The 18,130-nt window shown below is 65.4% G+C and carries 16 protein-coding genes; 6 read left to right on the top strand and 10 right to left on the bottom strand.

Translation table 11 applies throughout. The features are described from left to right. The first annotated feature begins 153 nt into the window (after positions 1–153). Positions 154–2,112 carry a M13 family metallopeptidase gene (locus G6N77_RS17070; RefSeq protein WP_165183371.1) on the top strand — a complete coding sequence of 653 codons (1,959 nt, stop codon included), beginning with the start codon at positions 154–156 and terminating at the stop codon, positions 2,110–2,112. Positions 2,113–2,172: 60 nt separating this feature from the next. Here G6N77_RS17070 and G6N77_RS17065 read toward each other — a convergent pair whose 3' ends face one another. The 5 genes from G6N77_RS17065 to G6N77_RS17045 all read right to left on the bottom strand — a co-directional run bounded on the left by G6N77_RS17065 (position 2,173) and on the right by G6N77_RS17045 (position 7,791). Further along, positions 2,173–3,762, bottom strand: a complete 1,590-nt coding sequence (locus G6N77_RS17065; protein WP_165183370.1) for an LCP family protein — start codon at positions 3,760–3,762, stop codon at positions 2,173–2,175. Positions 3,763–3,880: 118 nt separating this feature from the next. Beyond that, positions 3,881–4,846, bottom strand: a complete 966-nt coding sequence (era, locus tag G6N77_RS17060; RefSeq protein ID WP_165183369.1) for a GTPase Era — start codon at positions 4,844–4,846, stop codon at positions 3,881–3,883. Then, positions 4,839–6,194, bottom strand: coding sequence for a hemolysin family protein (locus tag G6N77_RS17055; protein WP_165183368.1), 1,356 nt, complete (start codon positions 6,192–6,194; stop codon positions 4,839–4,841). The genes era and G6N77_RS17055 overlap by 8 nt, the downstream gene beginning before the upstream one ends. Beyond that, positions 6,191–6,664 (bottom strand): rRNA maturation RNase YbeY, encoded by a 474-nt coding sequence (gene ybeY, locus G6N77_RS17050; RefSeq protein ID WP_165183367.1) that lies wholly within the window; start codon positions 6,662–6,664, stop codon positions 6,191–6,193. Before ybeY ends, G6N77_RS17055 begins: the two co-directional genes overlap by 4 nt. Further along, complete coding sequence (locus tag G6N77_RS17045) at positions 6,664–7,791, bottom strand: PhoH family protein (protein ID WP_165183366.1); 1,128 nt, start codon at positions 7,789–7,791, stop codon at positions 6,664–6,666. Before G6N77_RS17045 ends, ybeY begins: the two co-directional genes overlap by 1 nt. A 324-nt stretch (positions 7,792–8,115) precedes the next feature. Here G6N77_RS17045 and G6N77_RS17040 point away from each other — a divergent pair, with 324 nt between their 5' ends. Beyond that, the gene (locus G6N77_RS17040; protein WP_165183365.1) at positions 8,116–9,129 is read left to right on the top strand and encodes a GerMN domain-containing protein; all 1,014 of its coding nucleotides are present in this window, start codon (positions 8,116–8,118) and stop codon (positions 9,127–9,129) included. 14 nt (positions 9,130–9,143) lie between these two features. On the opposite strand, the gene G6N77_RS17035 is transcribed toward G6N77_RS17040, so the two are convergent. Genes G6N77_RS17035 through hrcA form a run of 3 tightly spaced genes read right to left on the bottom strand, consistent with a single transcriptional unit; the run spans position 9,144 to position 12,127 of the window. Next, on the bottom strand, positions 9,144–9,932 hold the full coding sequence (locus G6N77_RS17035; protein WP_165183364.1) for a 16S rRNA (uracil(1498)-N(3))-methyltransferase: 789 nt from the start codon (positions 9,930–9,932) through the stop codon (positions 9,144–9,146). A 2-nt stretch (positions 9,933–9,934) separates the two neighbouring features. Continuing rightward, positions 9,935–11,062 (bottom strand): molecular chaperone DnaJ, encoded by a 1,128-nt coding sequence (dnaJ, locus tag G6N77_RS17030; protein WP_165183363.1) that lies wholly within the window; start codon positions 11,060–11,062, stop codon positions 9,935–9,937. 51 nt (positions 11,063–11,113) lie between these two features. Continuing rightward, positions 11,114–12,127 (bottom strand): heat-inducible transcriptional repressor HrcA, encoded by a 1,014-nt coding sequence (gene hrcA / locus G6N77_RS17025; RefSeq protein ID WP_165183362.1) that lies wholly within the window; start codon positions 12,125–12,127, stop codon positions 11,114–11,116. Between the two features lie 182 nt (positions 12,128–12,309). Between hrcA and G6N77_RS17020 the strand changes: the two genes are divergently transcribed. Together G6N77_RS17020 and G6N77_RS17015 are read left to right on the top strand one after the other, a co-directional pair. Then, entirely contained in the window at positions 12,310–13,164 is an 855-nt protein-coding gene (locus G6N77_RS17020) for a DUF3097 domain-containing protein (RefSeq protein ID WP_165183361.1), read from the top strand. 57 nt (positions 13,165–13,221) lie between these two features. Then, a complete protein-coding gene (locus tag G6N77_RS17015) occupies positions 13,222–13,614 on the top strand; it encodes a DUF4870 domain-containing protein (RefSeq protein ID WP_262452310.1) in 393 nt (130 codons plus the stop codon). A gap of 180 nt (positions 13,615–13,794) precedes the next feature. On the opposite strand, the gene hemW is transcribed toward G6N77_RS17015, so the two are convergent. After that, positions 13,795–15,024, bottom strand: a complete 1,230-nt coding sequence (gene hemW / locus G6N77_RS17010) for a radical SAM family heme chaperone HemW (RefSeq protein WP_165183360.1) — start codon at positions 15,022–15,024, stop codon at positions 13,795–13,797. Next, positions 15,021–16,877, bottom strand: coding sequence for a translation elongation factor 4 (gene lepA, locus G6N77_RS17005; protein WP_262452312.1), 1,857 nt, complete (start codon positions 16,875–16,877; stop codon positions 15,021–15,023). Before lepA ends, hemW begins: the two co-directional genes overlap by 4 nt. 197 nt (positions 16,878–17,074) lie before the next feature. Between lepA and G6N77_RS17000 the strand changes: the two genes are divergently transcribed. Continuing rightward, on the top strand, positions 17,075–17,635 hold the full coding sequence (locus G6N77_RS17000) for a type II toxin-antitoxin system PemK/MazF family toxin (RefSeq protein WP_165183358.1): 561 nt from the start codon (positions 17,075–17,077) through the stop codon (positions 17,633–17,635). A 171-nt stretch (positions 17,636–17,806) separates the two neighbouring features. Next, the gene (rpsT, locus tag G6N77_RS16995; RefSeq protein WP_165183357.1) at positions 17,807–18,067 is read left to right on the top strand and encodes a 30S ribosomal protein S20; all 261 of its coding nucleotides are present in this window, start codon (positions 17,807–17,809) and stop codon (positions 18,065–18,067) included. Positions 18,068–18,130 lie beyond the last annotated feature (63 nt).

Genomic DNA, 18,130 nt, shown 5'->3' with positions numbered 1-18,130 from the left:
GGCCTCGCCGCGGCAGCTAAGAAGAAGCATTCCAGTGCGCACTTTTTTACCCTAGCACGGCACGTAGGATGATGGTGAAACAGCTCACGGACGTGGGAATTATGTGAAGGACCTGCCCGCAACCGTTCGAACAACAAAGGGGAACTGATTCTATTGAGCCACTCCGGCATTTCGCCAGCAAGCAATGACCTCGGCATCCGCCCCCAGGACGACCTCTACCTGTACGTCAACGGGCAGTGGCTGGCCGAGGAGACCATACCTGAGGACCGCGCAATGACCGGCGCATTCACCAGCCTGCGCGACGGCGCAGAGGCCGCCGTGCGGGCCATTATTGAAAAGGCCGGGGCGGCTGCCGGTGAGGCGGATGCACAGGGCGTGGAGGCAAAAATCGGTGCCCTGTATGCCTCCTTCATGGACGAAGCCGCAGTGGAGTCCGCCGGGGCGGCGCCACTGGCCCCGCGCCTGGAGGCGATTGAGGCAGCCACCTCCATTGCCGACGTCGTCTCCCTCATGGGCACCCTGGACAGAATCGGGGGCGATGGATTGTTTGGCCTGTACGTCAACAACGACGCCGGCAACCCGGAGCGTACCCTGCTGCATCTCTTCCAGTCCGGGCTGGGTCTGCCGGACGAGTCTTACTACCGTGAGGAGAAATTCTCCGACATCCGCACCGCGTACCTGGCCCACATCCAGGCCATGCTGGAGCTCGCTGGCATGGCCGACGCCGGCGCGAAGGCGCAGCGCATCATGGCGTTGGAAACCGAAATAGCGGCCGCCCACTGGGACAAGGTGACGCTGCGCGACCCGCAAAAGACCTACAACCTGATGGACCGGGCCGATGCCGTGGCCCTCCTGCCTGCCCTCGAACTGTGGCTCGATGCGCTGGGCGTCACAGCCGCGCAGAGTGCTGAACTGGTGGTGGCCACCCCGGACTTCTTCCGCGGCCAGGCTCCGCTGCTGGTTTCCGCCCGGCTCGCGGATTGGAAGGCCTGGCTGTCCCTGCGCACCATCTCCGCGGCCGCGCCCTACCTGTCCGAGGCCTTCGTCAATGCCAACTTTGCCTTTTACGGCACCGCGCTGACCGGCACGCCGGCCATCCGGGAGCGGTGGAAGCGCGGCGTCGCCCTGGTGGAGGGCGCCCTGGGCGAGGCAGTGGGCCAGCTGTACGTGGCAGAACATTTCCCCGATTCCCACAAGGCCCGCATGGAGGAGCTGGTGGCCAACCTCATCGAGGCATACCGCCAGAGCATCTCGGCGTTGACCTGGATGGGCCCGGACACCATTGCGAAGGCCCTCGACAAGCTGGACGCCTTCACGCCCAAGATCGGCTACCCGTCCAAGTGGCGCGACTACTCAGCCCTGGAGATTGTCCAGGGCGAGCTGATCGGAAATATCGAACGCAGCAACGCCTTTGAACTTGCCCGGCAGCTGGCCAAGGTGGGTGCGCCGATTGACCGGGAGGAATGGCTCATGACGCCGCAGACGGTCAACGCATACTACAACCCGACGATGAACGAGGTGGTGTTTCCGGCCGCCATCCTGCAGCCGCCCTTCTTTGATGCAGGGGCCGACGACGCGGCAAACTACGGTGGCATTGGCGCCGTCATCGGGCACGAGATCGGGCACGGCTTTGACGACCAGGGGTCCCAGTTTGCCGGCAGCGGCGCCCTGCGCAACTGGTGGGGCGACGCCGACCGCGCCGCCTTCAAGGAGTTGACGTCCAGGCTGGTGGACCAGTACAACGCGCTCTCCCCCTCCGCAGCCCCGCAGGAAAAGGTCAACGGCGAGCTGACCCTGGGCGAAAACATTGGCGACCTGGGCGGGCTGGCGATCGCCTACCGGGCCTACCTCCTGCACCTCGACGGCGCACCCTCCCCGGAGCTGGGCGGCGTGCCGGGGGCCCGGCGGTTCTTCCTCTCGTGGGCAGGCTGCTGGCGCACCAAGATCCGCCCCGAGGAGGCTGTGCGCCGCGTGGCAGTTGACCCGCACTCCCCGTCCGAATGGCGGTGCAATGCCGTGGTCCGCAACCTCGACGCCTTCCACGAGGCGTTTGGCACGACGTCCACCGACAGCCTGTGGCTGGAACCTGCGGAGCGTGTGAGCATCTGGTGAAGCACGGTGCCTTCCCCGCCGCAGCGAGGACGGCACCGGCATTGCCTGAGTTGGTGTGCGTTAGTTGGTGTAGTACAGGGGGTTGACCGTCAGGCATTCATTGCCCTGGGCCGCCGTGCTGGAGACGATGTCCTTGGGCACCACGACCTTGCCGTATTCCGTGCCGGCGGTCCAGTCGGTCCCGACCACGATCTGCAGCCCGCTGATGGCAGGGTCAGACTTGAGGGCAGAGGCGGGGATCTTGAACAGGGTGGCCATGTCCGCCGCAACGTCCGCCATGTTGGCTCCGTAGAGGATCTGCGTCTGGTTTTGTGCCGGAACGTCCCCGGCCGACACGGCCGCCGTGTAACCGGCCCCCGCCAAGGACTTGAGCAGCTCCACGGCGCGGCCCGTAACGGCGGAGGCATTGGCCACGCTGATGGGTTGGATGGCCTTGTCGTAGGCTGCCGCCGTCGGGCTGGCCGGGGCTGTCGTGGCGGGTGTCGTCGTGGCGGGTGCCGTGCTGGCACCGGCGGCCGAAGTGGCCGGGGCGGTGGTCGGCTTGGGTGCGGCCTTGGTCAGGGCGGTGTCATGCCGCAGGGCGGAGAAGAACTGGCCCGCTGCCGGTTCCATCAGCTGGACCCGGTTGGGATCCGCCACGTAGGGCTCATTGGGAACCGTGACAAAGGCGACGTTGGCGAGGTCGATTTTTGACAGCCGGGTGGCGATGGAAATCATGGCGGGAACGTTTGCCAGGTTCTCGTCAATGGTCAGGTTCTTGGTGACGACGTCGGCCAGCGTGTACAGGCGCGGCAGGTTGGTGAGGGTGCCTTCGCTCTTGACCTTGCGGACCATGGAGCCAAGGAAGTACTGCTGTGCCTTGATGCGGGCCAGGTCGCTGGAGTCGCCAAATGCGTGGCGGGTGCGCAGGAATGCCAGCGCCTGCTCTCCCTGGACCAGGCTCTTGCCCTTGGGCAGCTTCAGGAATGAGCCGTTGACGTCGTACATGGCATGGTTCACGCAGACCTCCACGCCGCCCAATGCGGAGGAGAGCTCCTTCACGGCGGTAAAGTCTGCCAGCATGAAGTGGTCAATGGTGAGGCCGGTGAGCTCGTTGATGGCGGCAACCGTGCAGCCCGGCCCGGCTGCCAGGGCCGAGTTGAGCTGGCCCATGGGCTGCGCCGGCGTCACTGTCCCGGTTTTGGCGTCGCGGCAGGCGGGGATGGGGACCATCAGGTCGCGCGGGAAGCTCGTGACGGACACCTGTGAGTTGTCAGCTGAAATGTTCATCAGCAGCATGACGTCGGAATTGCCCTGGCCGGTGGAGTCGGCGGCCGTGCCGTACTCGCTGTTTTTTCCGTCCCGCGTGTCGGTGCCCAGAATGAGGATCTGCAGGGAGCCGGTGTCCTCCTTGGTGGCCTTCTGCTGGGCGACGCCGGCGTTCAGGGGTGCCGTGGTGACGTTTTGCTGGAGGTGCATGAACAAGAAGCCGACGCTGCCGATGCCCACCACCAGGACGGCACACACGGCCACTGCCGTGATGCGCAGCCACAGCGGGGCCCTGTGGCGCGGCTTGAAGTGCCGTCCGGCAGGCTCGGCGTCCCCCTGGGGTTCAACAGGAGGAACGTTGGCAGCACCGGCTGCCGCCGTTTGTGCACGGCGTCGCCCCATGGATGGACCTTTCGCAGGGAATAAAGACTCATGCGAGTTTACCGGCGAACTCTGGGAACATCCGCCATGCCACGCCTGAGAACCCCATGAACGGCCGTTCCGGGGGCACCCGTCCGCGCTAGAACCCCAGCTTGACGAGCTGCTTGGGGTCCCTCTGCCAGTCCTTGGCCACCTTGACGTGCAGGTCGAGGTAGATCCTGGTGCCCAGCAGTGCCTCGATGCCCTTGCGGGCGTTGGTGCCCACCTCGCGCAGCCGGGCGCCGCCCTTGCCGATGATGATCGCCTTCTGGGACGGCCGTTCCACGTACAGGTTCACGCGAACGTCCAACAGCTCGTGCCCCTCCGTGCGCCCCTCGCGGGGCACGATCTCCTCCACCACCACGGCCAGGGAGTGCGGCAGCTCATCCCGGACGCCCTCCAGGGCCGCCTCCCGGATCAATTCCGCGACCATGACGGCCTCGGGCTCATCGGTGAGTTCACCGTCCGGATACAGGGCGGGCGACAGGGGAAGGTGTCCGGCAAACACCCGTGCCAGCGTCTCGACCTGGAAGTCCTCCACGGCAGAGACCGGCACGACGTCAGCAAACCCGGCTTCCCCGAACACCTCCCGTCCCAGTGCGTCCACGGCCATGAGCTGTTCGGTGACGGCCTGTCGGTCCACGGTGTCGGTCTTGGTGACAATGGCAATCACGGGCTTGTTTCCGACATTGGCCAGCTGGGCGGCAATGTACCTGTCACCGGGACCGATCTTTTCATTGGCCGGGAGGCAGAAGCCAATCACGTCAACCTCGGACAGAGTGTCTGCGACAAGGTCATTGAGGCGCTTGCCCAGCAGGGTGCGGGGGCGGTGCAGCCCCGGCGTATCCACGAGCACCAGCTGGAATGACTCCCTGTGGACTATCCCGCGTATGGTGTGCCGGGTGGTTTGCGGCTTGGCCGAGGTGATGGCCACCTTCTGGCCCACCAGGGCGTTGGTCAGTGTGGACTTCCCGGCGTTGGGCCGTCCGGCCAAAACCGCAAAACCTGCCCGAAAATCATCTTTCTTGGGGGACGGCATGGCGTCCGCACCCTTGCGCTTAGTCATGGTTGCTCCTGCGTTTTTCGTGGATGTGGGCGTCACGCAGGGGCGCGCCGCCGTCGAAAGTGTTTGGCTGTTCCAAGCTGCTGCCCGCCCGGACCGGGGGAACGGCGTAGGCAATGACATGGCTGACCCGGTTGCGTGCCGCTTCCATGCGCTCGGCCACGAGGCGGATTCCGTAGACGTCAACTGTGCTGCCCACCGAGGGGATCCGGCCTAGGCCCTTTGCAAGCAGCCCGCCCACCGTGTCCACCTCGTCATCGTCCAGTTCCTGGCCGAAAAGTTCACCAAAGTCATCCAGGCCCATCTGGGCCCGGATCCTGTACCGGCCCTGGCCCAGGCCCTGCACCTCGGGGGAAACGGCGTCGTATTCATCGGCGATCTCCCCCACGATTTCCTCGATGAGGTCCTCCAGCGTCACCAGGCCGGCCGTGCCGCCATATTCGTCGACCACGATGGCCACATGGGTGGATTCCAGCTGGAGTTCCTTCAGGAGTTCGTCGACGGCCTTGGACTCGGGCACATAGCGGACGCTGCGGGCCAGGTTTTCCACCAGGGGCCGGGGGTCGCCGCCGTCGAGCCGGTGCATCGTGGCGACCAGATCCTTCAGGTAAAGGATGCCCAGGATGTGGTCCGTGTTTTCGCCGATGACGGGGACGCGGGAGAACCCGGAGTCCAGAAACACGTCCATGGCGGCTTCGAGCGTGGACCCCTGCTCAATGCTGCGAATGTCGGTGCGCGGCACCATGACGGCCCGCACCAGGGTTTCGCCCAGGTCGAACACGCTGTGGATGAGTTCCGCCTCGCTGTCCTCGATCATTTCCGAGTCGTTGGCACGGTCCACAAATTCCCTGAATTCCTCGGACGTGACAAAGGCGTCGTCATTGCCCGGAGCATCCTTGGACAGCAGTCCGCCCAAGGCCACAAACCAGCCGGGCATGGGGCCCAGCACACGGCACAGGAAGTGCACCAGCCAGGCGCTGCGACCAACCACGGCGGCCGAATGAAGCCGGCCGAACCGTCGCGGGGAAACCCCCACCAGGATGAATCCGATGGCAGCCATGACCACCGTGGCGATGAGTCCGGCGATCCATTCGTTGCCAAGGATCCGGACCAGAAAGAGGGCCACCGCCACGGCGGCCGCCATTTCAAACCACACACGCCAAAAACGCAGGGCATTGAGGTGCGGGAGCGGCGCCGCCAGGATTTTCGCCAGCGATGTTCCGCGGCTGTGGGCGGCAACGGCTTCCGCGTCATGCCTGGGGAAAAAACTCAGGGCCGATTCAATGGCGGTCAGCAACGCGGCAATCGCCGTGAAGAGCACCCCCATGAGCGGCAGAGCCACCGCTGTCACTGCATTGTCTCCCGGGGGGCTTCCCGGCCCAGGAAGCTGGAGAGCAGCTGGCGCTGGAGACCGAACATCTCTTCCTTTTCCTCAGGTTCTGCGTGGTCGTAGCCCAAAAGGTGCAGGACCCCGTGGGTTGTCAGGAGCAGCAGTTCCTCTTCCATGGAGTGCCCCGCGGCGGCGGCCTGTTCCTGCGCCACCACCGGGCAGAGCACAATGTCACCGAGCAGGCCGGCGGGGGTGGGCTGTTCCGTTGTGCCGGGCCGCAGCTCGTCCATGGGGAAGGAAAGGACGTCCGTGGGACCGGGCTCATCCATCCACTCCAGGTGGAGCTTTTCCATGTTTTCCACGTCCGCCATGATGATGGACACTTCCGTCTCCGGGTGGACATGCATTTGTGTCAGGATGTGCCGCACCAGCTTGACAAGTTCCTCTTCACGGACTGAAACGCCGGATTCATTGTTGATTTCGATGCTCATCAGCTGTGCGGGTCCTTGGGGTCGGGGTTGGCCGGGGCCGTGTGGGGGCGGTGGGTGCGGAGGGCGGTGACGTGCGGCTGGACCAGGGTCTGGTGTGCCTCGTCCCAGTCGTTGTAGGCGCGGACGATGTCCCCCACCAGGCGGTGCCGGACCACGTCCGCGGCATCGAGGATGGAAAAGACAACGTCATCGACTTCCGCCAGGATTTCCTCCACGACCCGCAGGCCGGAGCGGGTGCCGCTGGGCAGGTCCACCTGGGTGATGTCGCCGGTGACTACAATCTTGGACCCAAACCCGAGCCGGGTGAGGAACATTTTCATTTGTTCGGGCGTGGTGTTTTGTGCCTCGTCCAGGATGATGAAGGCATCGTTGAGCGTGCGTCCGCGCATGTAGGCCAATGGGGCCACTTCGATGGTGCCGGCGGCCATGAGCCGCGGAATGGTTTCCGGGTCCATCATGTCGTGCAAGGCGTCGTAAAGGGGGCGCAGGTAGGGGTCGATCTTGTCGTTCAGGGTCCCCGGCAGGAAACCGAGCCGTTCGCCCGCCTCCACGGCCGGCCGTGTCAGGATGATCCGGCTGACCTCCTTGTGCTGGAGCGCCTGGACGGCCTTGGCCATGGCCAGGTAGGTCTTGCCGGTACCCGCGGGGCCAATGCCGAACACCACCGTGTTGCGGTCAATGGCGTCCACATAATTCTTTTGGTTGAGCGTCTTGGGACGGATGGTGCGGCCGCGGCTCGTCAGGATGTCATAGGTCAAGATGTCAACAGGCGAGGCATCCGGGCGAGACCTGAGCATGGTGACAAGTTGCTCCCAGACGGCGGCACTCATGGTGGAGTGCCGGGAGACCATGCCGCGGGCTTCCTCCATGAGGTGCATGATCCGCGGGACCACAGCCTGCGGGCCGGTGATGGTCAGGACGTTGCCGCGGGCCAAAAAGGAAACAGCCGGATACAGGCTTTCCACCATCCGCAGTCCTTCATCCCCGGCACCGAGCGTGGCCACCATCTGCTCCCCCGAGGCAAAATTCACTATTTCCGTACGCATGCCGTCCACGGAGTGCGGAAAATCGCCGCCGCGTTCCGCATCGGCAAACTCGTCATGCCGGCTGGCTGTAGTTTCTGGCATATGTTCGGCCGTCCCGGGCCTTCAATCGCTCCTTCGTAGGACCGGCGGCTTGCCGGCTGCACTGTTCAACTATTGCTGCGTTTAATCTTAGTGCACGGCACCCCCGTTCTGCCCTTGCAGGCCCGCCCCGGTAAGCACCCAAAGTGTCTCGATACGGTTTCAGTTCACTGTGAAGTTGCCGTTCCCGGGCAATCCCGGCCTTTCATGTGCCAAGCTATTTGGAGGATCGGAGCCAGGGGGGCGCCCGGAACGTGGTCCGGCCATTCCCGGAACATATCCTGACCCTCATTCATGACTTCTATTTTAAGCGAGCCAGTTACCCGCATGCCTGACTTTCTGCCCCGTCCACAAGCGCCGTCCGGCGAGCCCGTGGAGCAGTTTCGGCGTGCTTCCCGGGGGACGGCGCGGCGCAACCGCCACGCGGTGGGGCACCACGCGGCCTGGGCGGCCCTTGCATTGGGCGCCGTCCTGGCAGCCACGGGCTGCACGGCGGGTACCGTGAGCCCCAAGGACGCCGTGATGCCCTCGACGGCCGGCAGCTCGGCAACAGGACTGACCACCAGCGCACCCCTGGAAACTCCCACCACCACCCAAACCAGCCCCGTGTATTGGCTGGGGCACAGCAACGACGCTGTGTATTTGTACCGCGAGTTCCAGCCAACGCCCGGCACCGACGATCCGATTGTTGCCGCCCTACGGGCCATGATGACGACCAAGCCCAAGGACCCGGACTATTTTTCGGTCTGGGACAAGCCATCGCGGATTGGCGCCTCGATCTCGGCCAAGAATGTCATCACGGTGGATGTGTCCTCGGATGCTTTCGCGCAGAAAGTGGACACCGGGATTGCCCAGCGCTCCATTGCCCAGCTGGTGTACACGGCCACGGCAGCCGCATCCATGGCTGGACTGATCGATCCCGCCGCCACGGTCCAGGTCTCCGTCCTGGTGGACGGGCACACCGGCTACCAGGCGTTCGGCCACGTCCCGCTGACAAAACCGTTGACGCGCGATGCGGGTTTTGTGGCGCCCGTGTGGATCGTTGACCCCGGCAACGGTGCCACCTTCAAAACTCTCCCCCTCAAGGTGTCAGGGCAGGCCATGTCCCCGTCGGGGACATTGGGCTGGGCCCTGGCCCCGATGGTGAACGGCAAGGCGTCCGGCGCAGTGCTCACAGGCACGGTGGCCATCCCGCAGGGGCCCGACAAGCTGGGAACGTTCAACTTCAATGTGGTTCCCCCGCTGGGAAGCTACGAGCTCTCAGTGTTCATCGCGGACCCCAAGGCCCCCAACGGCCGGGCGGGCGTGGACACCAAGGTCGTGACGCTGACCGGCCACTGAGCCGCCGGCAAGATCTACCAGCGGCCCAGTTCCTGGCTCAGCAGCACGACGGCGGCCGGTCCGGCAGTGGACGACCTCAGGACATGCGTGCCCAGCAGGGCAGTGTGCGCTCCGGCGTCAATGAACGTGCGGACCTCGGCGGCACTCATGCCGCCCTCGGGCCCAACAACCATTACGATCCTGCCTGTTTCGCCGCCACTTTCCGGTCCTCTGTCCGGCCCGCGGGCCGCCCGCCAGGCACGGACCAACCCGGGCAAGGAGTCCACAGCATCCTCGTGGAGGACCAAGGCAAGCCCTGACGAGGCAATCAGCTCCACCAGCCCTGCCGTGCCCACCAGTTCGCCAACCCAGGGGATGCGCGAGCGCCGGGCCTGCTTGGCGGCCGTGGCCACCACATTGCGCCATTTGGCAGGGCCCTTGACGGCCTTGTCCATCTTCCAGCGGACAATGGACCTCTCGGCCTGCCAGGGGACGACGCCGTCCACACCCAACTCCGTGGCCGTTTCAATGGCGAGTTCGTCCCGGTCAGCCTTGGCCAGGGCCTGTACCAGCACCAGCTCAAACGGTTCCCGGGGGGTTGGGAGCACGTGCTCGACCCGCACCCCCAACTGGTCCCCGGCAGCAGCCGTGACGGTGCAGACCAGCCGCAACCCTGCGCCGTCGCACAGGTCCACAGGCTCACCCGGGGTGAGGCGCTTGACGGTGGCGGCGTGGCGGCCCTCCGCCCCGCCCAAGGTGAACGTTCCGCCGGCGGCAAGTGGCGCGAGTTCCTCCGGCGTGGCGTAGAAGACGGGGTTGCTCACGGCTAGAGGTTGCCGAGCTTGTCGCGGAGCTTGGCAAACATGCCGCCGCTGTTGACCAGCTTTCCTTCGGTGAACGTTTCCCCGCGCAGGGCGGCCAGCTGCTTGAGCAGTTCTTCCTGGGCGGCATCCGGCTTGGTGGGGGTTTCGACATGGACGTGGACCATGAGGTTGCCTCGGCCGTACCCGCGCAGGTGCGTCACCCCGAGGTTGCGCAGGTTGATCACCTCGCCTGCCTGCGTGCCCGGCTTGATGCTGATGGGCTGCTCGCCGTCGAAGGTCTCCAATGTCAGTTCGGTGCCCAGCGCGGCCGCGGTCATGGGCACGCTGAGGGTGGCGTGGAGGTCGTCGCCCTCTCGCAGGAACGCCGGATCGTTGTTGACCTTCATCTCCACGTACAGGTCCCCGGCGGGTCCGCCCGCGGGGCCGGCCTCGCCCTGGCCGGCAAGCTGGATGCGGGTGCCGGTGGAGACGCCGGCCGGGACCTTGATGGTGAGGCTGCGGCGGTTGCGCACGCGGCCCTCCCCCATGCACTCGTTGCAGGGATCCTCGATGCGGGTGCCGAAGCCCTGGCAGGAATTGCAGGTGGCCAGCGTCATGACATTGCCCAGGATGGAACGCATGGGACGCTGGATCTGCCCGCTGCCATGGCAGACATCACACGTGATGGGGTGGGTGCCCGGGCGGCAGCAGCTGCCCTCGCAGGTGGTGCACAGCACGGCGGTGTCGATTTCAAGTTTCTTGTTGACGCCAAACACTGCCTCGCGCAGTTCCACGCGCACGCTGATGAGCGCGTCCTGTCCGCGGCGGGTGCGTGATGCAGGCCCGTGGCCCTGTCCACCGCCACCGCCGAAGAAGGTTTCAAAGATGTCCTGGAAGGCGAAGCCCTGGCCGTCAAAATTGCCAGCGCCGGAGTCGTGGCCGTTTTCGTTGCCCGTGGTGTCGTAGGCGCGGCGCTTCTGCGGGTCCGAGAGCACCTCGTAGGCGTGGGTGACGGCCTTGAAGCGGTCCTGTGCGTCAGGGGCGTCGTTGACGTCGGGGTGCAGCTTGCGCGCCAGCTTGCGGTAGGACTTCTTGATTTCTTCGGCGGTTGCGTCGCGTGAGACACCCAGTGCGTCGTAATGGTTGGTCAAAGTCTTGCTCTCTTTACGTGTGGCTAGTTCGATGTCAGTTTGGGAGGCCGGTCAGCCGGCCAAAATTCGTGACAGGTACCGGGCCACGGCCCGGACACTGGACATGGTGTTGGGGTAATCCATGCGAGTGGGCCCCACCACGCCCAGCTTGGCGTTTTCGCCCGCGCCGTAGCTGGTGGCCACCACGGAGGCTTCCGCGAGTGAGGTGTGGGTGTTTTCACGGCCTATGCTCACGGCCATGCCCAGGGAATCCTGCGCCATTTGTTCCAGGAGCCGCAACAGCACCACCTGCTCCTCCAGGGCATCCAGGACAGGGCCTATGCTCAGCGGGAAATCACCATTGGAGCGGGCCAGGTTGGCGGTGCCGGCGAGCACGATGCGGTCTTCACGGGCTGCCTGGGCCAGTTGCGCCAGTCCATGGGCCAGCTTGTCCGCCACGTCCTGCTCTTCAACCGGCACCGTGGCGGGCACCAGCCCCAAGGCGGCGGAAAGGTTGCCCACGGACACGCCGTGCACCCCGGCCAGGAACGCCTGGCGCAGGCCGGCCAGCATGGTCTCCCCCACCGGGACTCCGACGTCGATCACCGACTGCTCCACCTTGCCCGAGGCAAGAATCAGCACCAGCAGCACCTGGCGGGGGCCCAGCGAGACAAATTCAATGTGGCGCACTGTGGTCTTGGCCGAACGCGGGTACTGGACAAGCGCCACCTGATTGGTCAGCTGGGCCAGCGTGCGCACGGTGCGCTCCAGCACGTCGTCAAGGTCCGTTGAACCGTCAAGCAAGACGGCAATGGCCCGCCGTTCAGCGGCCGACAGCGGCTTGACCGAGGAAATCTGGTCCACGAACAGCCGGTACCCCTTGTCCGTGGGGATTCGGCCCGAACTGGTGTGGGGGGCAACAATGAGCCCCTCCTCTTCCAGCGCGGCCATGTCATTGCGGATGGTGGCGCTGGAAACGCCCAGGCGGTGGCGTTCCACAAGGGCCTTGGAGCCCACCGGCTCGCGCGAATGAACATAGTCCTCCACAATTGCCCGCAACACTTCAAGCTTGCGTGGTTCGCTCATTCCCGTCACCTCCATCACGGCCCTGAATTGGCACTCTACCCATTCAAGTGCCAAGTCTAATACTTTCCGGCCCCCGGTTCCCGGCATGGCACCGCCCGGCGCCCGCGGCCGCGCGCTAGCATGGGGTTTTCAACAGGCCGCCGCACGCCGCGGCAGCGAAGACGGCAGGGGAAAGCACCATCGTGGAGTACAACAACTGGGGCCCGGCGGAACTCGCCAGGCCCGCGGCCCGGACCCTCCGCAAGGTTGAAGCCACCCGCGGTCTCGTGGTGGAGGACGTGCAGACGGGATGGGTGGGCGCCGTGGTGCGGATTGAAAAGTCCGGCGGCATGCACATCATGGAGCTGGCCGACCGCAGGGAAAAGGTCAGGGCCTTCCCCCTAGGGTTCGGCTTCCTGGTTGAGGGCGAGCCCGTCGAGCTGGTGGCGCCCGTTGTCGCCGCCGCTCCCAGGAAGCCGGCCCGCACGGCCTCCGGCTCCGTCAAGGTGGAAGGGCTCCGCGCCCGGACCGCGAAGGCCAGCCGGATCTGGGTGGAGGGCAAGCACGACGCCGAACTCGTGGAAAAGGTGTGGGGCGACGACCTGCGTGTTGAGGGCATCGTTGTCGAACCCCTTCGCGGCATCGACGAGTTGGCGGCCGCCGTCGAGGATTTTGCCCCCGGACCCAACCGGCGCCTCGGGGTGCTGGTGGACCACCTGGTGCCAAACTCCAAGGAATCCAGGATTGTGGCGAATCTCATGCGATCGCCCGCAGCGAAAAAGAATGTGCTGGTGGTGGGCCATCCCTATGTGGATGTCTGGCAGGCCATCAAGCCCGCCACCCTCGGCATCCCCGCCTGGCCCGTGATTCCGCGGTCCATGGAATGGAAACTGGGCATCCTGCAGGCGTTTGGCTGGCCACACACCACAGCCGAGGACATTGGACTGGGCTGGCAGCGGCTCCTGTCCCGGGTCCACAGCTACTCCGACCTTGAACCGTCCCTGTTGGGACGCGTCGAAGAAGTCATTGACTTCCTCACGGCACCCGTATCCTTGTAGTGGCGCCGGCATTCTTCCCGGCATGGAACCATCGGCTTTTTTGAGAGGCAATTCCACGTGAGCAATCCGGCGAACCAATTCAACGTCCCGGCCAAGCCCCCACTCACGCCCACAGAAGACAAGCAGTGGGCGTTCCTATCCCACTGCGGCGGCATCCTGGGCTGCATTCCCTCCGCCCTGATATACAAATTCATGGCCGGGCGCGGCCCGTTTACCGCCCAGGAATCCCGTGAGGCCCTCAACTTCACCTTGCCGCCCACCGTGGTGGCACTGGTACTGAACCTGCTTGCCTTCATCGTGAACATCATCAACCCCGGTGCCGGCACGCCGTTTTCACTGCTGGCGCTGCTCATCTGGGTGTTCCTCACGGTGTGGTCCGTCATTGCCGCCGTCCAGGTCAACAAGGGCAACCCCTACCGCTACCGCTGGAATCTGCGCCTGGTCAAGTAGTTCGGAGCGCGCGCCCGCCCGTCTTTAAGTGCAGGCGTCGGCCCGAAGAGGGCGGCGCCGGCCCGCCATTTTTCCGGCGACTATCCGACGCGTCGGCCGCGGGCGGCCTTTGGCGTCTCCTCTACGTCGCCTACAAAAAATGCCGGCTCCGGCGCCGATACCGGATCAGAACCCGCCCCGTCAGTCCAGGAGGGCCCGCGTTACTGCGTCGCCGAGGAGGCGCCCCTTGAGGGTCAGCACCAGGGTGCCGTGGAAGGCCTTGGCCGGGTCCACCAGTTCGCCCGCAATGAGCCCGGCCACGGCCTTGCGTGCGGCGGGGCCAAGCGTGTCCAGGGGCAGGCCCTCTGACAACCTGGAGGTCAGCATGATGCGCTCCATGGCCCGGGTGGCGCCGTCGAGGGTTTCCCGCCCGGCCGCCGGCGATTCGCCATTCTCCAGCCGGTTGGCGTAGGCGGTGGGGTGCTTGACGTTCCACCAGCGAACGCCGCCCACGTGCGAGTGCGCGCCGGGGCCGATCCCCCACCAGTCATCGCCGCGCCAGTAGGCAAGGTTGTGCCGGCAGGCGTCATCCGGCGTCCGTGCCCAATTGCTGACCTCATACCAGGACAGGCCCGCTTCCTGGAACAGGGCATCGGCAAGTTCGTACTTGGCCGCGTGGTCGTCGTCGTCGATGTTGGGGACCTGGCCGCGGCGGATCTGCGCAGCGAGCTTGGTGCCCTCCTCCACGATCAGGGAGTACGCGGAAACATGGTCCGGCCCATAGGAAAGCGCCGTCCGCACGGACGTCTCCCAGTCAGCCATGGACTCCCCGGGAGTGCCATAGATCAGGTCCAGGCTCACCTGCAGCCCGGCCTCGCGCGCCCACTCCACGGCCTGCGGCACGCGCTCCGGGCTGTGGGTGCGGTCCAGGACCTTCAGGACATGGGGCACGGCGGACTGCATGCCGAAGGACACTCGCGTGAACCCTCCGCGGGCCAGCTCCTGCAGGGACTCCCGGGTGACCGAGTCCGGGTTGGCCTCCGTCGTGACCTCGGCGCCTTCCTCCAGGCCCCAGTGCTCGACGGCGGCGCCCAGGATCGCAGTCAGGTCGCCTGGTGCGAGCAGGGTGGGCGTGCCGCCGCCGAAGAACACCGTGCTGAGTTTGCGTTCCGGCAGGCCGGATGCGGCCAGCGCGCGGGCGGCAAATTCGACCTCGCGCACGGCCGTTTGGGCGTAGGCATCCTGGGAGGCGCCCCCGCCCAGCTCCGTGGCGGTGTAGGTGTTGAAGTCGCAGTAGCCGCAGCGCACGGCGCAAAACGGGATGTGCGCGTAAAGGCTGAACTTGCGCCCAGCCGCGCCGACGGCAGCCTGCGCGGGCAGGATGCCGTCGGCCGGGGCCGGATCGCCCAAGGGCAGTGCACTGGGTGTCACTTCTTGGACTTGTCCTTCGAGGATTCGCCGGTGGTCAGGGCGGCAATGAACGCCTCCTGGGGAACCTCCACGCGGCCCACCATCTTCATGCGCTTCTTGCCTTCCTTCTGCTTTTCCAGCAGCTTGCGCTTGCGGGAGATGTCGCCGCCGTAGCACTTGGCAAGGACGTCCTTGCGGATGGCGCGGATGCTTTCACGGGCAATGATGCGTGCACCGATGGCGGCCTGGATGGGCACCTCGAACTGCTGGCGGGGAATGAGTTCGCGCAGCTTGCCGGTCATCATGACGCCGTAGGCGTAGGCCTTGTCGCGGTGTGTGATGGCGCTGAACGCATCAACCTGCTCACCCTGGAGCAGGATGTCGACCTTGACAAGGTCCGCGACCTGGTCGCCGTCGGCCTTCCAGTCAAGGGATCCATAGCCGCGCGTCTTGGATTTGAGGATGTCGAAGAAGTCGAACACGATCTCGGCCAGCGGCAGGCGGTAGCGGATCTCCACCCTGTCCTCCGAAAGGTAGTCCATGCCGCCGAGGATGCCGCGGCGGCTCTGGCACAGCTCCATGATGGCGCCGACAAACTCATTCGGGGCCAGGATGGTCGCCGCCACCATGGGCTCGCGAACCTCGGCGATCTTCCCTGACGGGTACTCGCTGGGGTTCGTGACGTGGATGACCTTCTTGTCCTCCAGCGTCACCTGGTACTCCACATTGGGCGCCGTGGAAATCAGGTCCAGGTTGTGTTCACGCTCCAGTCGCTCCCGGGTGATTTCCAGGTGCAGCAGGCCCAGGAAGCCGACGCGGAATCCGAACCCGAGGGCTGCTGACGTTTCAGGCTCGTAAATGAGCGCGGCATCGTTGAGCATGAGCTTTTCGAGGGCGTCACGCAGCACCGGGTAGTCAGTGCCGTCCATGGGGTACAGGCCGGAGAACACCATGGGCTTGGCATCCTGGTAGCCGCCCAGCGACTCTGTGGCCGGCTTGTTGAACGTGGTGACGGTGTCCCCCACCTTGGACTGGCGCACGTCCTTCACGCCGGTGATGAGGTAGCCGACCTCGCCCACGCCGAGCCCCTTGGAAGGGGTGGGCTCAGGGGAACTGACGCCGATTTCAAGGAGTTCGTGGGTGGCCCGCGTGGACATCATCTGGATTTTTTCGCGGGGGCTCAGGCTGCCGTCAATCACGCGGACGTAGGTGACCACGCCGCGGTAGGTGTCATAGACGGAGTCGAAGATCATGGCCCGGGCCGGTCCGTTGGCGTCGCCGACAGGCGGCGGCAGCTCGCGGACAATCTGGTCCAGCAGCGCCTCAACGCCCATGCCCGTCTTGCCGGAAACCTGCAGCACGTCCTCCGGCTTGCCGCCAATGAGGTTTGCCAGCTCCAGTGCGTACTTCTCGGGCTGGGCCGCCGGGAGGTCAATCTTGTTCAGCACCGGGATGATGGTCAGGTTGTTTTCCATGGCCAGGTAAAGGTTGGCGAGGGTCTGCGCCTCGATGCCCTGGGCGGCGTCAACCAGCAGGATGGCGCCTTCACAGGCCGCCAGCGACCGGGAGACTTCATAGGTGAAGTCGACGTGGCCCGGGGTGTCGATCATGTTCAGGCAGTACGCGGTGCCGTCCACTTCCCACGGGATGCGCACAGCCTGGGACTTGATGGTGATGCCGCGCTCACGTTCAATGTCCATGCGGTCAAGGTATTGCGCCTTCATGTCACGCTGCTGGACCACGCCAGTGAGCTGGAGCATCCGGTCGGCCAGGGTGGATTTCCCGTGGTCGATGTGCGCGATGATGCAGAAGTTCCTGATGATCGCCGGATCGGTCGCGGCGGGCACCGGGGCAGTGCGGGCCATGGGTGACACTAGGGTTCCTTACTGTTGCATGGACGCCCGGACACGGCTCAGACGCCGGTGCCGTGCAGGGGTTGTGGCCGTGCGCTGCACGCCGGACACTGATTGCCTTCAAGTCTCCCACGTATTGGGCGCCCGGGCGGAACCGGCGGGCGGAAATCCGGCCCGGTTCCCGAGCCGGCGGCGAACATTTCGGTAGGGTGGTGGCCATGGCATCAACCTCCGAACGCATTATCGGCATCCTCCGCAGCCTGGCCGGTGCCTTCTTCAAGCCGGAAAGCCGGCCGGGGCGTCCCGGCCGGCGCCCCGGCCCAACCGCACCGGCCCGCCCAGGGAGGGGCCCGGCGTCGTCCGCAACAGGACTGTCCTCCCCCTACCCCGGCGACTTCACCGGCACGTCCCGGATTGACTACTCCCCCATGCCCAACGGCCGCCCGGACCCCGGTGAGATTGTCTGGACCTGGGTGCCCTTTGAAGAGGACTACAGCCAGGGCAAGGACCGCCCCGTGCTGGTGGTGGGCCGGAACGGAAAGCGGCTGTTGGCTGTCATGCTGACCAGCAAGGACCACACCGGGGACCATCGCGGCGACAACGATTATGTTGACATCGGCACTGGCGCCTGGGACCGGCAGGGCCGGCCCAGCGAGGCCAAGCTGGACCGGATCCTGCAAGTCAATGAGGCGGACATGCGCCGGGAAGGCGCCGTCCTGGACCGGCAGCGCTTTGGCACGGTGGCCGAAGGGCTGCGGAAACGCCACGGCTGGACGTAACCGCCACCCGCGCCGTCTGATAAACTTTTTGATTGTGTGTACCCGTGCAGGTCGGCGGGTGCAACAGCTTGGCCTGACGTTCACCATAATTCGAGCATCCCCACGCCGCTGTCAATGGCCAAGCTACGCCCTCTACGACCGTATTTTCGTACCAAAAGAGAGTTATACAACGTGGCTAATATCAAGTCCCAGAAGAAGCGCATCCTCACCAACGAGAAGGCGCGTCAGCGCAACCTCTCCGTGCGGTCGGGCGTCAAGACGGCCATCCGTGCAGTAAACACGGCCGTTGAGAAGGCCGACAAGGATGCAGCTGCGGCTGCCCTGGTGAATGCAAACCGCAAGCTGGACAAGGCTGTCAGCAAGGGCGTGCTGCACGCCAACAACGCTGCCAACCGCAAGTCGGCCATCTCCAAGAAGGTTAACGCCCTCTAAGGGAAGCTGATCTGCTTCGCAACTCAAAAGCGAGGGCCCCGCCGGCTGGCGGGGCCCTCGCTT

Origin of the sequence: Arthrobacter silviterrae (assembly GCF_011045165.1) — a bacterium.
Classification (GTDB): domain Bacteria; phylum Actinomycetota; class Actinomycetes; order Actinomycetales; family Micrococcaceae; genus Specibacter; species Specibacter silviterrae.
Note: the sequence above shows the minus strand (reverse complement) of the source record. Positions and strands in the feature narration are given on the sequence as shown.